Origin of the sequence: Priestia sp. JV24, from assembly GCF_025910025.1 — a bacterium.
GTDB classification, from domain to species: Bacteria; Bacillota; Bacilli; order Bacillales; family Bacillaceae_H; genus Priestia; species Priestia megaterium.
This window is the reverse complement of record NZ_JAPCIN010000012.1, coordinates 460,933-475,395: the sequence shown is the minus strand read 5'-3', so window position 1 is coordinate 475,395 and position 14,463 is coordinate 460,933. Positions and strand designations below refer to the sequence as shown.

The window sequence follows — 14,463 nt, the reverse complement described above, 5'->3', positions numbered from 1 at the left end:
GCATAATTAACGTACCTAGAGTTTTTCACTTTGGATACCTATATAATTTAAACCAAAAGTACTGCAAGCCAATTGAATAAAAGATTGTAAAGGAAGAGACATAAATTTATCTTTATGCCAAACCATTTGTGTATAAAGGGGCGTATCAACTTTAGTACAAGCCAATTCTTTTAATATGCCTTTCTCAAGCTCTCCTTTTACTACTACTTCGGGCAATATGGCAATACCTAAATCCAGCATGACGCATTGCTTAATAGCTTCCACGCTTGCAAATTCAAATTTAGTTGATGTACAAATACCTGCCTCGCGAAACAAGTTTTCCAATACTACCCGATATGAACAACCCGACTCAGTATATAAAAGAGTCTCATTTTCAAGCTCTTCTAAGTAGATATCCGTTTTATCAGCTAAAGGATGCTGAGGAGAAGCAATAATTTTTAAGTCTTCTGCAACAAGACATTGTGTATGTAAATTTGCATCATGATGCTGAATAGGCTCCATTGTAAAGGCGATATCAAGAGTACCGTCTAGTAGCTGCGCTCTTGTTTGTGTGTGAGAGTAAATGGGCTTAAAAATCATTTTAACCTTTGGAAATTGATCCTTAAACTCTTTTAATATTGGAGGTAACCTGTACGTGCACTGGCTTTCAGAAGATCCAATAATAAGTGTACCCGCAGGCTCCTCCACTCCGCTTACAGCGTTTTTTGCTTCCTTAGTCAATTGAATCATTTTATCAGCGTATCTTTTAAATTCTCTACCCGCCTCTGTTAAAACTAAGCGCTTCCCTAAACGTTCAAACAAAGGCGTTTCAAGTTCATTTTCAAGAGCTTTTATTTGAGCGGTAACGCTTGATTGAGCAAAATTTAAAACTTTAGCTGTATAGGTAAAATTTAAATTTTCTGCAGCTGTTTTAAATGTAATTAGTTGTTTTATTTCGATTTTCCTCACCTCTATATAATCGGATATTTCGATTGATTCAATCGTAATGTTCATCTGTAATGATTGCTAATTTCATTATAAAATATGGTAAATCAAACCACAACATACTAAATATAAAGAGATAAGGGGAAATCATAATGTCTATAAAAAAAGAGAATACGAAGGAATCAATGAGTCTAGCGAAAAAAGATACCAGCGAAAAAAACTTCAAATACTATTGGAATGAAATTATTCGAGCGCTTATCGTGACTAAATGATTAAAACTAATCTCACACGTAAAAAAAGTTGTCACATAAAAGCGCTTAAATATAAAAGAATAATCCACTAACTCCGTATGTTGCCAGAGTAAGTGGATTATTCGCTTATTTACACTTGAAATCATGTTTATTGTCTTGAATCTAACCTGAACTCCGCAATGTCCTTGTCATCTTGAGAGATAATGAGTGTGCCTTTTAATGCATTAGCCTGTAGCTTTTTTAGTTTTTCTTCAGCTGGCAAAAGAGGTAATTCATTATTTTTTTGTTTTGCTCCTAAGGTATAACTAAGAGTAAATTTACTTGTTCCTTTAGATGGAATTTCTCCTATACTCATACCAATACCTAACTTATTGTTATCCATATTATAAATATTTGAACCAATTGCTTCTTTTACAGCTGATACTAACTCCTTATCTGGTTCTATGCGAAGTTTTGTTTTATCGAGATCAGAGAGAGCCATAATATTATTGGACGTGTTTTCCATCGTGAATGTATAGTATAACTCGGTTGGAACGATACGTTTACTTTTATTCTTTTTATCAGGTACTATCATCTCCCCAACGATTTTTTTATCATCTGTTAGCCTTACCTCTGTTTTTTGTAATTTTAAGTGCTCGACATTGTTTACATACTCTGTATTTGAACAAGCTGAAATTATAAATACTAGAAAAGCAATAAATAAACTAAGAGAGAACTTTTTCATAACGCAGCGCCTTCTTTATTCCAACTATATTTCAAGAGAAAAATAATACATCCTCTTTAATTAACATAATGGATTTTGTAGACACTTTAGCCCCTTTATTGACTAGAATATAAAAACCACATAGGCATCTCTGTGTTTTCAACTAGCAGCACTTGTTTATGCTTAGGATCACCTTTAATAGCATAAACAAGATCCCCATTTTGTGTTTTACCAAAGGCTCTAAAATATTTCTTAGAGTCATACTTTGTTTGATCAGCCATCTCCACGCACTCATAATTTCCATATGTATCACTTAAAAGCTTTGTGTTAAACATATTCTCGTCTTTTGTTACATAAAACTTATCGTAAGAAAAGAACAAAAAATATATACTTAACGCCCCTATAATTGTTATACAACTAGCTAAGCTCCATCGAATTTTTTTATTCACTTTCGACCTCTTAAATTTTTTTTGTTTTACTATAATTAGGTTTTGATATATGTAATACGCTCACATAGAACGTATTTTCTAAAAGATAAAGTAGTCAACTTAAATAATACTCACCTTTTTTGGGCTACCTTTTTCATTAACTGACTTTTATGATCTTTATCTTTAACTATAATATAATCCTCTGTTCCTTTTACTGAATAGATTTCTGAACCAACTGTAAAATAGTTTGATTGATTATTACCTGCCGGCATTTTAGTTGCTTTAGTTTTCTTTTCTATTGTTCCTATTTGGTCTCCTATTTCTTGTGTTTGATCTAATTTATCTTCTGTTCCGTTATATTCCTTATTTCCAACTATCACAATGATAGCAGAGCTCTCTATATTTATTCCTGTACTTTCTTGGTTACATGCAGTTAGAACGGTTAAATAAACTACTGACAGAAAACTAAGTGTTCTCTTCATAATAAGCAGCCTCCGCAAACCATTTTCCTTGCCCTTTAATTAAAATAGACATTAGAGGATATACCAAGTTCAGTAACGTATCATAGTGTATTCGAAAACGAACAATCCTAAAAGTTCTATTAAACAAACTTTCCAGGCTCCTCCACATAAAAAATCCACATAACCGCAGCTTGAACAAACATAAGGTATTAACTCACTGTAATTGTGATTGTTGTTTAATATGCTGCTCGGTGTTTTATTTACACCTACTGTACCAGGTGATGATTGAATACGAGCTTTGATTAGAGTTGAATCACATTTAGAGTACTTTTTGCTGTACATACACATCATCCCTCTCTATTCCATAACATCATTCCTAGTTTCTATAGTACATGCTTACTAGTTTTAAAATTAATAATTAGCCATATAACTTGAATAATCAAAGGGAAAATAAATACAATTAGCAACACTATAAATGCGAACAATTTTAGCTCTGGTGTTTGGGTAACACCCGCTCCATCCACTTCTCTTGTCCAGACAACAGCTGTGCCTACGACGAAAAGTATGATCCAAATTATATTAGCTATCCACCAGGAAATCCATCGTCTTTTCACATCATCACTCCTTCCACTTTTAAGCAGTATCTTTCTTTTTTAATTCCCAGATAAGAGTAATGGTGGAGATAGCTCCACCTACCGCAAAGAGGTAAGAAGAAAACGGTATTGTTTCATGTATGAATAAACCTCTTACTCCATAGAAACACAGGATAATAGTGCTGAGTAAACCAATCATAAGTCGAATATTTTTATTGATCTTTTTCTCCTCCTTAGACTTTTCCCTGCACCTGATCCTTTATCATAAGTCCAAATATAGCGAAGAAGTTTAATACAACCAGCAATCCATAATAAAATCCAATCCCTTCAAAAAACAAAGAGAGAATGGGGAATATTATAGATTCAAAGCCAAATAACATAATAATAAGGCCAATTCCTTTAGCGATCTGTTTTTCATCCTTAGGTGTAAATATCTTTCCATACCCAGCAATGAAACTAGTATTACCTTTTTTCCATACACGTTTCCCAATATAAATAATGAAGCAGCTTACTAAACATATAAATAATACGTTCAACATCAGATATTACCCCTTATTCACACACTCTAATTTAACATATATAGTATATTTTACCATAAAAATTTACAAATATTATGTATTAAGGGTGGACTCATAAAATATAACACTATAAAATATACACATACTAATTATGGATATCTTAATTAAACAAGAACTCACTGAAGAATATAATAAAACTGAAGAAGTTGTGAAAAGCGCTTTTTTAAATGAAGAATACAGCGATAAGAAAGAACATTTTGACGTGCCTGAAGAATTCTTTATGACCTTAGAGTTAACAGAGGGATTATCAAAAAATATGCAAGGTGTTGTGCAGTACTCAAAAGCTTTTTCAGAGTAAGTACTAACTGATTAATTAGGTTTTACGTAAAGGCTGCCTAGAAAAAAATTTTATAGTATTTTCTATGAACAGCCTCTTTTTTATTTACCTGATATTATTAAAGCGGTGGGTTTTCCACACCTAAATGAACCCAATCTTCTTTTGGAGGTCCATAAACTCCAGGGGGTTTTAGTCCTGCTTGACGCATCAGAATGGTAATTTGACCTCGGTGATGAACAATATGCTTGATTAGTCCCATTAAGATTGTGGCATTTGATTGGGTTCTTCCGAACGCTTCTTGAGTGAGTTCTAAAGATTCATCTGTCCATTGCTGTTCAATGATTTTAGCAGCGTGAGAACTTACATTTTTAAAGGTTATAGCGATTTCCTGTGCTGAAGATGGAACGCTTGCTGTACTTTCTATTCTGTCTATGCTCAGTCCGAATTCAGTTAGATAATCTGGAATATTTGTTGTAAAATGCCAAGCAATTCTTCCTAACGTACGTCCTTCAGGGTAAACTTGTTGTTTCAATAAATCATCTGTTAAGCTATCCAAAACTTTTTGAGTTAGCGTAGCTTCGTTGTTCCATTCTTTGATAAAATCTGAAATGGTATTATACATGTACAAGACCTCCTAATATAAATCTAATCTAAATTAACACTTAAATAATATCATAGAAAAAATCAGTTGGCTTATTTACTAAAGAAAGGAGATTCTATGTTATTTAAAGCTACTGCTCAAAAAACTATTATTTTCATCCTATTACCTTTAAATGCTTTATTATGCATTCAAGCAGTTCAATATAAAGCACTTGATTTTTTACTTCTTTTTGCTATCCTTTGTTCGTTTCTTTCCCTTTTCCTCAGATATGAATTTCAGATAGACAAAGATACTTTAACCTATAGAACATATATATTACGGTTTAAAGTATATGCAAAAACTGTTAAACCAAGGGACATTAAAAAAATTGTATTTAAACGGTTAAGTTGGAAAACAAAATTAGCAGTAGTAAAAGTAGAAAACGGGTGGAATATGCGAATAGCATTATTCAATCCACCAAATGTTTTTAAGGAATTAGAAACATTTGCCCATGAATATGATGTAGATATTCAAAAAACATCAGATTATAAAATTCTAGAGAAAATGTCTTGAATGTCACCGCGTTTGGAATACATTAACTTTACGTATGGGGGTGCATAATCAGCCGTTATTCATTTCTAATTAAGCAGCTTTTGAACCTCTTTACCGCTACAAAACATTAGTAAAGAGGCCTTTTCCTAAGCACCTTCAAGTTTAAACACTTTGTCCTCCTTCCTCGCATCAACCTCAAGCCCTACTTAAAAATAGGCGTCAAGACCATTCTGTTTAACATTATTTGGATATACAATTCGTATATAATACTTTTTAAGAGGTGATGATTCTGTATATATCAAAAAAGCTTGGCATTTTAAGCTGGTTTGCTACTTGCTTGTATTTTTTAGTTGAACCTTTTTTTATTTTGACTTCAACTGCTTCCTACAGTTTTTTACATCACGCAATGAGTGATCTTGGCGTAACTTCTTGTGGAACCTACACCTATTCAATTGCACCTCATAAAATTTGCTCTCCTCACCATTTCTGGATGAACGTATTGTTTATTATAAACGGATTAACACTTTCAATTGGTGTTCTGTACATTTCACAAAACCTAAAGAAAACAAAAATAACCCAACTAGCAACAGCTTTTATTCTTATATTAGCTTTGGGTAACATTGTTTCAGGCTTTATACCGGCTGATATAAATTTATTTTGGCATTCAATATTCGCTCAGCTTGGCATGATCACTGTTTTAGCTGGTTTTTGGATATATGCATCTTCTTTAACCAGCGGCAAGTATTGGACTTATGGCTGTTTAGTCTCCTTACTATTCATCCTCATACTCATTATGTTTGTATTTTTTGTTCCTATGCCTACCGGTCTGCTGCAAAGATTATTCTATTTAGTAATCTTTATATGGGGCACCGTGCTTTCCTTTATGTTAAACAAGTAATCCATTATCATTCCGTTTCATATGAGCTTACAAGATTACGTTCAACTACTCGTAATTTTAAATAGCAAAAAGTCCATAGAGACATCCCCTATGGACTTTTTATACGATTTTGTTAGATAAATTCTCTTAATAATTCTTTAGATTTCTTTCCGCTAAAACCAAAATAATTGCCAATAAGCTTGACGTATTCTGTGTAGGTAACTTTTCTATTTAAAGCAGTTTCCCACCATCTCTGTGGATTATAATAGCGACTTCCACTAGAACAATAGGTTAATTGTATTTGGGTATCCTTAAATTCTTTATTAAAGTTTTTTTCTACCCTTTTCATATGATAGTTGGAAGAAACAACGATAGCGGATTGAAAATGATAGTTCATCATTAGCCTTTTTGTGAATTTAGCGTTTTCCGTAGTACTTGTAGCGTGATTTTCTAATATAATTGAATTCTCAGGTACCCCTGATTCCTTGGCTTGATGATAAAAATTATTCTCTTGACCATTCGAAAGGATTAAATGAGAGGCATAGCCTTTTTTATATAATTCAATTCCTTTCTCCAGTCGATCATTATCACCACTTAACACAATAATCACGTCAGATTTTACCGGCTTTTCGTTTACCACAAGTTCTTTCCCGGCAAACAGAAAAAAAACAATCCCTAATCCCAGCATAAATATACTGATTTTTATTCTTTTACCTTTAATTTTTTGCATATAGACCCTCATTTAAAAAGTTCACTTCATATCGTATCATAAAGCTCAATATTCATAAAAATAAAAAGGTGCTTTCAAAAGAACTTTGCATTCTGTAAGCAATCACAGCTTTTATATAAAAGTTAACATTAAAAATTTCAACGAACGTTCTTTCTCAATATTTTTGTGAATCACATGAATTTTATACAAACTTAAATATTTTTTACTTATTTGTATTAATATTATTTTTTTTACTTATTTTTCATTTTTTAATGATAAAATTACAAACGATATGAGAAGTGAGCAAAATAACTTATTTATTAACCTTAAAAAACTGACCATAATTGGTCAGTTTTTTAGTGTAAAGAGAGTTAGTTACATCATTTATATTAAGACCATTGTTCGCTGCTATAACAAAAAGTCCTGACTATATATCAGGACTTTTCACTTTATTTACACAAATAAGAATAAAGCTGCTTAGTTTCAATTGCTATATTTTTTTACTAGTAATCTATTAGAGGATAGATTTACTTCCTAAATAACGAGGTGCCCAGTAAGAATTGCTTAACGATGCAATAGTTACACCCGTTGAACTGCCAGCATGAATAAACTGCCCGTTTCCAATATAAATTCCAGCATGTGAAGGACCTCCAGTAGTATCAAAGAACACAATATCTCCTACATTTGGAGTAGATGTACTTTTTCCTGACTGATACAAGGTAGCTACTGTTCGCGGTACAGTTACTCCACCTCCATTTTTAAACACGTAATAAATGAAACCGCTGCAATCGAAACCACTCGGAGACGTTCCTCCCCACACATATGGTACGCCTATGAATTTTTTGGAATAAGCAACAATATCACTAGCTGTCGCTTGCGTTGAACTATTGACAGTTGAAGAACCAGTGGAGCTGCTAGATGTGTTATTTAAGGCATTCAAAGTAGCTGGACCTACTATTCCATCCACGGCTAAGCCATGATCCCGTTGGAAATTCATAACCGCAGTTTGAGTAACTGTACCAAAATAGCCTGTTGGTGTGGCATTAAAGTAACCTTTTTCCTTTAACAATTGCTGTACTTTTTCAACTTCATTGCTAGTCATTCCATATTTTAGAAGCGTACTGCTCGTAACCGCACTTGTTGAATTACCTATTAGCGCTTGATATGTATTAGATCCTACAATTCCATCAGCGGTTAAACTATGAGAACGCTGAAAGCTTAGAACTGAATCTTTTGTAATTGAACCAAAATAGCCAGTCGAAGTAGCTGAAAATATGCCCTTCTGTCTTAAAACATCCTGTAATTCTTTTACGTCTGGATCTGTCATACCTTCTTTTAATAGCTTGTCTCCTAAAGCTGCATGGCTGATTGTTGGCAAAACAATCAATGATGAGCATAAAGCTAATGAAGAAATTATCTTTTTCACTAAGTATATCCCCCGATGTTATATTTTTCTTGTTCTTGACTATAAAATTTTAGCAGGGAGAAATAGAAAAGAAACAACCTATTTGTGAATTTTTTGTGACAATTAAAAAAAACACTTGATTTATTAGGAGGTAATTATTTATTTTGTCATATAAAGTATAAATATACTTATAATGGTTAAAGTTACTCTTCTTTTTACGTATATACCGCTAAATCTTTCATACAATAAAGCACCTTTTTATGGTTGTAACCATAAAAAGAAAAAATAGGATACAAGCGTAAAGAGATAGGAGGAATAATGTGAACAAAATAGTGGTTTTGAAGCGCCGGTTTAAATACTTACTTATTAAACTATTACGATTAAAAGATCATTCACATAAAGTTGCGCTAGGTTTTAGTCTAGGTTCTGTTGTGAACTTTGTTCCTACCTTTGGATTTGGCCTTATAATATCCGTAGGTTTAGCTAAGTTATGTAAAGGAAACAGCATAGCAGGACTCGTTGGTGGAATGTTTTTTATGTGGGCTTTTCCGTTGATGTTTTATTTGAATACAGTAGTTGGAGGATATATATTTCCACTTGATTTTGATCAAACTTTACTTCAAAGTGCAGATGGAAATTTGGATAATCGACTAGAACTAGGAGCGAAAGTAGGAAAGAATTTTTTAACGGGAATGTTTCTTAATAGCTTTTTGTTTGGAAGTATACTCTATATTGTTAGTTACTATATTATAAATCAGTACAGAGGCTTTCTCTTACACTACATCTCTAAAAAATGGATAATAAAAAAACGTACTAAATAAATGGATTATTAGTTTAATTTCAACCTTTATTTCTAATTGTAAATCAATATAATTTATATAAAAATATAACCATTAACCTGAACATTTCTTCAAAAGGCATAGAGATAAATTAGCCCATAATTGATACCTGTGGTTACCAACTATGGGCTAAGATACAACCTTTGTTTCTGCTTTAAGATGCATATGGAGGAAATAAGGATCTGCTCTCACTCCTTTGTTGAAGATAACACAGTCTGTTTCACCCATTTTTTTCGATTTCTTTGGTCAATTATCCATCGGTACAAACTTTGTATACCTAGTATCAGAGAGATGATGACCCCGCTAGCTGCTAGGATTAATGCAAAGTATTCTACAGGATTGTATGCAAGTATATTTCTCCATTTGATTTTTCCGATAAAATCATTTACTACAAGCCCCATTCCAAGCATTTGACCTACTACTCAATAAACTCTCTAGAGATTGTTTAGCTTCCTTATATATATATCTTTTTTTCTTTATAAGAGTACATTCAGTTTAAAAACTTAAAAACAATAAAACAACTCCACATAAAAATAAGTAGCCATACTATGATAATAATTGAACCTGCAACCCAGTTTTTAGGTTTTTCATTTTGAATGAGCTCTTCTGCTTTTAGTGTGCAGTCCTCTATTACATTTTTAGGCAGCATCTTCAAAGCAATCATAATTCCTAAAGGAACAATGATTATATCGTCAATATAGCCTAAAATCGGTATAAAATCAGGAATTAAGTCGATTGGACTGAAGGCATATGCAACAACACAAGCAGTAAATAATTTGGTATACCAAGATACTCGTTCATCTTTATAAGCTAAGTATAAGATAAATAGCTGCTTTTTTAACTTTTTAGCCCACAGCTTTAATTGATTAAGCATGTTTCCTATTCTCCTTATGGACGGTTTAATATAATGTGAAAATCGGTTTTATTTTTTGTTTAACTGCATGTTTCTTTTATGAGTAAATTCAAAACTATACGAATAACTGATTAATGCAGTCATCTTGATTTGCAGCTAGTTTAGGAACAGCTCCAACAGGAACCCAATAATAGAAAAAGATTAATCCTGCATCTTCCCCTTCAGAATTCACCTTATATTCCCACCTTTCTGCCGTTTCTTCTTGAACTTCTAAATGAAAAACATGTCGTTCATGATACTGACTTTTACTTTCATGATGATAGACGTATGTTTTTATTTTGTTCACCGATAAAAAATCCATTAACCCAGACTCTTCTTTGACCTCTCTATATAAAGCTTCTTCAATTGTTTCTCCTTCTTCTACAGTACCGGCTGGAACTTGAACTCCTGCTTCTGGATAATCTTTGTGTTCGCAAACTAGTAACTCTGTATAGGGTTCATTGAATCTAGTTATGTAAGCCATAACTTTTGTTATCATCGTTTTATCCTGCATATTCGCTTCCTCCTTTAATAGATACTAATTAAAAAATTTCTTTTTCAACAAACTTCTTTGGTAAATTACACATACATATGTTGGGTTGGTATAAACTCGCTTTTAAAATCTATGAGATAGACAGGCTATGATTTATTTCCAATCGTTGTTTCTAGATTCAAAAAACCATTTATCAACGTGTAAATTTATGGTAATATTTATGTCATACAGCTCAAGGAGGTTAAAAATGGCTATAATGTACTTGATTGTTATAACTACAGTTGCTTGCTTACTTTTACTTTCATACAAACTGGGCAGAACAACATCCTCTTTAAAATATACAATACCTTTAATTGCAGGAATAGTTAGTCTAAGTATTGTTGTCATAAGCTATTTTTACGGAGGATTAACTGGTATGGGAATTGGAGTAGTTAATTTTGCTATTTTTATAGAATCAATTATATCTATAATCATCATATCGTTAAGTGAGATAATAAAAAGTAAAGAAAGCCCCATGAATAAATCTTAGAGCTTTCTTTGCTTTCTAAATAGATTTATTCATATTGTCCTTCTTAAAAATACCTATCAGAAGAGTAACGACTCCGATTAAAAAGAAAAGCGGCAATAATAACATCATTAAACCAACTGCTGCAAAACCATCTCCTTGATTAATACCAAACAGAATAGAAACAACCCATGAAAAGAATGGAGTTATTATTAATATAATAGTCGTTCCCCATACTATATATTTTCTTTTAGCTAACTTTCCTTGGCTTAGTCCACTCGCAAACATAAGACCTAATACTAAAACAGTTAATGCGATTCCTATTGCCATTTCATCCCCGCCTTTCTCATAATGAAAAAGTTTTATCTTTCAACCTAGCCCCAGCTTTTTAGCTCTAATGCTACTATGAATATATTTGTGATGACAAATGAGATTAATCCTTTTTCTATAATGCATAAAAGCCTACTATCTATTCCATTAGACTGACAAGCTACTATTTATGTTAGATACAATCCTTTTTAACTCCATTAAATCATCTATTACTACATCAGCCTGCGCAAGCTCAGCTTCTTGAGCAAAATCAAAATTACACCCGACTGCCATTAAACCATTATCTCTTGCAGCATTGATATCAGATAGGCGGTCTCCTACTACTGCAGCATGTTTGATATCATATTTTTTTATAATTGTTTTGACTAAATCACCTTTATCGAGGGTTTGGATTTGTTGAATACTAAATGTTTCTGTCACCCAATTATTCAAATCGTAATGGTCTACAATTGCTTCTAAATATTCTTTTAAACCGTTACTTGCTATGTAAATGGAACAATTATTTTCTTTTAAATAGCTAAAGACCTCTTTTGCATTGGGATATAAAGCACCTTTCCCTTTTCTTATATTCTCCACTAGGCTTTTCAAAAAATAGTCATCCGTATACTTTCTCATTTCATCTGAATGAATAGGTAATAAAGCTTCCCATACTTTTGGTAAAGGTACACCCATAATCTCACGATACTTATCAATAGGAGTACTAGCGTCCCATTGATTGATTGTGCGCAAATGGTTAAAGGTATCATCAAGCGATAATTCTAAAATCTTATCTGTTTGAAACAGCGTTCCGTCCATATCAAAAATCAGTGATTGCAACATTAAGTATCTCCCTCTTTCGGCAGTATTAAATATGTATTTATATATAATACCATAAAAAGGAAAACCTACAGTTGTTAAAAACCATAATGAATGTTCTCAGCACAAAAAGCACCTAATCATTTATAGGTGCTCTTTTTAACTTTACATACTTTCTTTGAAATAATAAATGAAAAAGTCGCTGCTATAATAGAACTTAAAAATGGATAATTAAAAGAAAAAATACTGATCGTTGAGCTACTCAAATGCTGTGAAGTCTCAGGTACATATGTAAGTGTAAGAAATAGCCCAGAAACAATTTGAAAAGCAAACAGTAACACTATAAAACTACCAATAAACACTGCATAATTTTTCAAAATGGCTCCTCCAGTACTCTTAATTTATAAACCTCATATTATTTTAAAAATAGGGACACAACGATAAAGCCTATAATCAGTACAGTAATAAGTATACCTAGCCCCTTCCATCCTAAGCTGCCTGCTAAACCAGATAGGTTTCCAGCTTCATTTCTATTAAATGCATCATTCATATTCCCTGCGGGGTTTCTTTTTAACTCTTCGTATTTTAATCTCTCTCTTTTTCTTTCGGGTGTTTCTTTACCTTCGTTCATTATTACACCACCATTTTTAAAATACTATAACATATTATGGTTAAAATATAAATTAATGGTTTTTGTTAGATCCCTTTTCTTATACTAACTGTACACATTTCTTTTTTTAATAAGTATGAAACACCACGTTGTAATGAAGAAGTATACAGATCTATTTAATATAATTACTATTACAAAAACCTACACCAAAGAGATCCTCTTTATTTAAGGGATCTCTTTAATAACCTTATACTAGATACACATTCTTCAAGTTTTTTTGTGTAAGCTTATTTATGTAAAACATCTTCTTTTGTGATTACTTTTTCATAAATTAATGGTTTAGTTCCTGCTTCTGGCAAAAGATAAATAAAGACAGTAAACGTAAGTTGGAGGGTTGAAACTACACTCAAAAATAGAAAAAGACGTTCCTTGTCCTTAAACCATATTACTAAACATAAGACTAGAGATATTAACGACAAAAATAAAAAAAGAAAAAAGCTATATGAATAAGGAACACCATAATGATAAGAAATATCTAAAAAGAAAAATACTATATAGAGAAGTATAAAAGCTGACGGTACTACTTTAGTAAACGTACTCAATAGGAAAAAACCCTTTCTGTTTATTTGTTTTAGATTTATAGCTCAAACATACTCAATTTACATAAATGAGTACATATTAAAAGCTGCAGCAAAAATGATTATTACTCATCTTAATTATTCATTTTTTGAACCAAAATGCCTCCAACTTTATCCTTGTCATCTAAAGAAAACTCAATATTGAGTTTATGATTTTTATCAAAATACCCTACTATTGTTGCTCCGGTATCTTCTCTTTCGTAATAATTTTCTCCATACGCCCTAATAACATCTTTTTTGCTGTCACCAGTATGTATTCCCTTCTCTGTAGCATACTTGTCACTAAGCAAATAATATCTGCTGACTTTATTATCTACTATTTTAAATTCAACATCATACTTTTCTGTACTTTTTCCATAAATGTAGGTAGTGTACGGAGGCTGCTCAGTAACCTCTATAAATTTTGGTTTCTTCCTCAAACAACTTGCTACGTCATATTTAGACCTTCCTATTGATACTGCCTTAACGTTTTCTAATTCAAGATTTGTGGTTTTGGTGCTTGAATAATATTTTTCTTTAGGTGTAGAAGATGGATCACAGCTTGCTAATAATAGTAAAATGAGTGGGAAAATAAACAAAAAATAGCTCTTAATGCGCACTGTTAGACTCCTTCATATCGTTTGTTTTTACTCTGACTCTCAGCATTTTCTAATCTATTAACTATTTTTCTTTTGCATATACAAGTCAATCGAATAGAAAACACTAACTGCAAAGTAATACATGGCAAGTATAGCTAACGTCTCATAGACAGATTCCGCAGCGCTATTTTTCACAAAAGAAAAAACAGTACGCACTACAAAGAAAACAATAGGATAGACTATAAATAGAGAATTAAATTTACGATTGATCATAATAAATAATTCCTTTATTTGGATATTCATAATTATTATAACATATAATTCTCTCTTTTATTTCTCTACATATTCAAAAATTTTTTCGTTTACATAACACCGTTTATCAACAGGACTAAATCAAAAGAAAATCTTATCAGTAGGTCTTATTTTGATTATCTATTCTTTTTGA

At 32.0% G+C, this 14,463-nt stretch carries 19 protein-coding genes and 1 pseudogene; 5 read left to right on the top strand and 15 right to left on the bottom strand.

All coding sequences use genetic code 11. The features are described 5' to 3' along the window. Positions 1 to 15 precede the first annotated feature (15 nt). From OK414_RS08095 to OK414_RS08070, 6 genes are all read right to left on the bottom strand, one after another. Complete coding sequence (locus OK414_RS08095; protein WP_170943818.1) at positions 16 to 939, bottom strand: LysR family transcriptional regulator; 924 nt, start codon at positions 937 to 939, stop codon at positions 16 to 18. A 384-nt stretch (positions 940 to 1,323) separates the two neighbouring features. Beyond that, positions 1,324 to 1,899 carry a hypothetical protein gene (locus OK414_RS08090; protein ID WP_263045383.1) on the bottom strand — a complete coding sequence of 192 codons (576 nt, stop codon included), beginning with the start codon at positions 1,897 to 1,899 and terminating at the stop codon, positions 1,324 to 1,326. Positions 1,900 to 1,994: 95 nt separating this feature from the next. Next, complete coding sequence (locus OK414_RS08085) at positions 1,995 to 2,327, bottom strand: hypothetical protein (protein WP_047932725.1); 333 nt, start codon at positions 2,325 to 2,327, stop codon at positions 1,995 to 1,997. Between the two features lie 110 nt (positions 2,328 to 2,437). Further along, complete coding sequence (locus OK414_RS08080) at positions 2,438 to 2,788, bottom strand: hypothetical protein (protein WP_034653129.1); 351 nt, start codon at positions 2,786 to 2,788, stop codon at positions 2,438 to 2,440. A 362-nt stretch (positions 2,789 to 3,150) separates the two neighbouring features. Further along, the gene (locus OK414_RS08075; protein ID WP_034653132.1) at positions 3,151 to 3,381 is read right to left on the bottom strand and encodes a DUF3923 family protein; all 231 of its coding nucleotides are present in this window, start codon (positions 3,379 to 3,381) and stop codon (positions 3,151 to 3,153) included. Between the two features lie 212 nt (positions 3,382 to 3,593). Further along, positions 3,594 to 3,899 (bottom strand): hypothetical protein, encoded by a 306-nt coding sequence (locus OK414_RS08070; protein ID WP_263045384.1) that lies wholly within the window; start codon positions 3,897 to 3,899, stop codon positions 3,594 to 3,596. A gap of 130 nt (positions 3,900 to 4,029) precedes the next feature. Between OK414_RS08070 and OK414_RS29965 the strand changes: the two are divergent. After that, positions 4,030 to 4,134: pseudogene (locus tag OK414_RS29965) on the top strand (GNAT family acetyltransferase); the annotation flags it as partial. A gap of 199 nt (positions 4,135 to 4,333) precedes the next feature. Here the strand turns inward: OK414_RS29965 and OK414_RS08060 are convergent. Next, a complete protein-coding gene (locus OK414_RS08060) occupies positions 4,334 to 4,837 on the bottom strand; it encodes a DinB family protein (protein ID WP_263045385.1) in 504 nt (167 codons plus the stop codon). Positions 4,838 to 4,933: 96 nt separating this feature from the next. On the opposite strand from OK414_RS08060, the gene OK414_RS08055 reads away from it, so the two are divergent. Together OK414_RS08055 and OK414_RS08050 are read left to right on the top strand one after the other, a co-directional pair. Continuing rightward, positions 4,934 to 5,368 carry a diguanylate cyclase gene (locus OK414_RS08055; RefSeq protein ID WP_095379950.1) on the top strand — a complete coding sequence of 145 codons (435 nt, stop codon included), beginning with the start codon at positions 4,934 to 4,936 and terminating at the stop codon, positions 5,366 to 5,368. Between the two features lie 262 nt (positions 5,369 to 5,630). Then, positions 5,631 to 6,245 carry a DUF998 domain-containing protein gene (locus OK414_RS08050; protein WP_095379949.1) on the top strand — a complete coding sequence of 205 codons (615 nt, stop codon included), beginning with the start codon at positions 5,631 to 5,633 and terminating at the stop codon, positions 6,243 to 6,245. 112 nt (positions 6,246 to 6,357) lie between these two features. Here the strand turns inward: OK414_RS08050 and OK414_RS08045 are convergent, their stop codons facing one another. After that, positions 6,358 to 6,954, bottom strand: a complete 597-nt coding sequence (locus tag OK414_RS08045; RefSeq protein ID WP_034653145.1) for a YdcF family protein — start codon at positions 6,952 to 6,954, stop codon at positions 6,358 to 6,360. Between the two features lie 493 nt (positions 6,955 to 7,447). Further along, entirely contained in the window at positions 7,448 to 8,359 is a 912-nt protein-coding gene (locus tag OK414_RS08040) for a peptidoglycan-binding protein (protein ID WP_034653147.1), read from the bottom strand. A 299-nt stretch (positions 8,360 to 8,658) separates the two neighbouring features. Here OK414_RS08040 and OK414_RS08035 point away from each other — a divergent pair, with 299 nt between their 5' ends. Further along, on the top strand, positions 8,659 to 9,159 hold the full coding sequence (locus tag OK414_RS08035; protein ID WP_034653148.1) for a DUF2062 domain-containing protein: 501 nt from the start codon (positions 8,659 to 8,661) through the stop codon (positions 9,157 to 9,159). A 508-nt stretch (positions 9,160 to 9,667) separates the two neighbouring features. Here OK414_RS08035 and OK414_RS08030 read toward each other — a convergent pair. Beyond that, positions 9,668 to 10,051 (bottom strand): YkvA family protein, encoded by a 384-nt coding sequence (locus tag OK414_RS08030; RefSeq protein ID WP_205662574.1) that lies wholly within the window; start codon positions 10,049 to 10,051, stop codon positions 9,668 to 9,670. A gap of 94 nt (positions 10,052 to 10,145) precedes the next feature. Then, positions 10,146 to 10,583, bottom strand: a complete 438-nt coding sequence (locus OK414_RS08025) for an NUDIX hydrolase (RefSeq protein ID WP_034653153.1) — start codon at positions 10,581 to 10,583, stop codon at positions 10,146 to 10,148. 226 nt (positions 10,584 to 10,809) lie between these two features. Here OK414_RS08025 and OK414_RS08020 point away from each other — a divergent pair, with 226 nt between their 5' ends. Next, positions 10,810 to 11,091 carry a YesK family protein gene (locus OK414_RS08020; protein ID WP_205662573.1) on the top strand — a complete coding sequence of 94 codons (282 nt, stop codon included), beginning with the start codon at positions 10,810 to 10,812 and terminating at the stop codon, positions 11,089 to 11,091. A 15-nt stretch (positions 11,092 to 11,106) separates the two neighbouring features. Here the strand turns inward: OK414_RS08020 and OK414_RS08015 are convergent, their stop codons facing one another. From OK414_RS08015 to OK414_RS08000, 4 genes are all read right to left on the bottom strand, one after another. After that, positions 11,107 to 11,397, bottom strand: coding sequence for a hypothetical protein (locus OK414_RS08015; protein ID WP_034653157.1), 291 nt, complete (start codon positions 11,395 to 11,397; stop codon positions 11,107 to 11,109). 147 nt (positions 11,398 to 11,544) lie between these two features. Continuing rightward, the gene (locus OK414_RS08010) at positions 11,545 to 12,216 is read right to left on the bottom strand and encodes an HAD hydrolase-like protein (RefSeq protein WP_205662572.1); all 672 of its coding nucleotides are present in this window, start codon (positions 12,214 to 12,216) and stop codon (positions 11,545 to 11,547) included. Between the two features lie 391 nt (positions 12,217 to 12,607). Continuing rightward, complete coding sequence (locus OK414_RS08005; protein WP_205662571.1) at positions 12,608 to 12,823, bottom strand: DUF6366 family protein; 216 nt, start codon at positions 12,821 to 12,823, stop codon at positions 12,608 to 12,610. Positions 12,824 to 13,514: 691 nt separating this feature from the next. Next, positions 13,515 to 14,039, bottom strand: coding sequence for a hypothetical protein (locus OK414_RS08000; RefSeq protein WP_263045386.1), 525 nt, complete (start codon positions 14,037 to 14,039; stop codon positions 13,515 to 13,517). Positions 14,040 to 14,463: the final 424 nt, after the last annotated feature.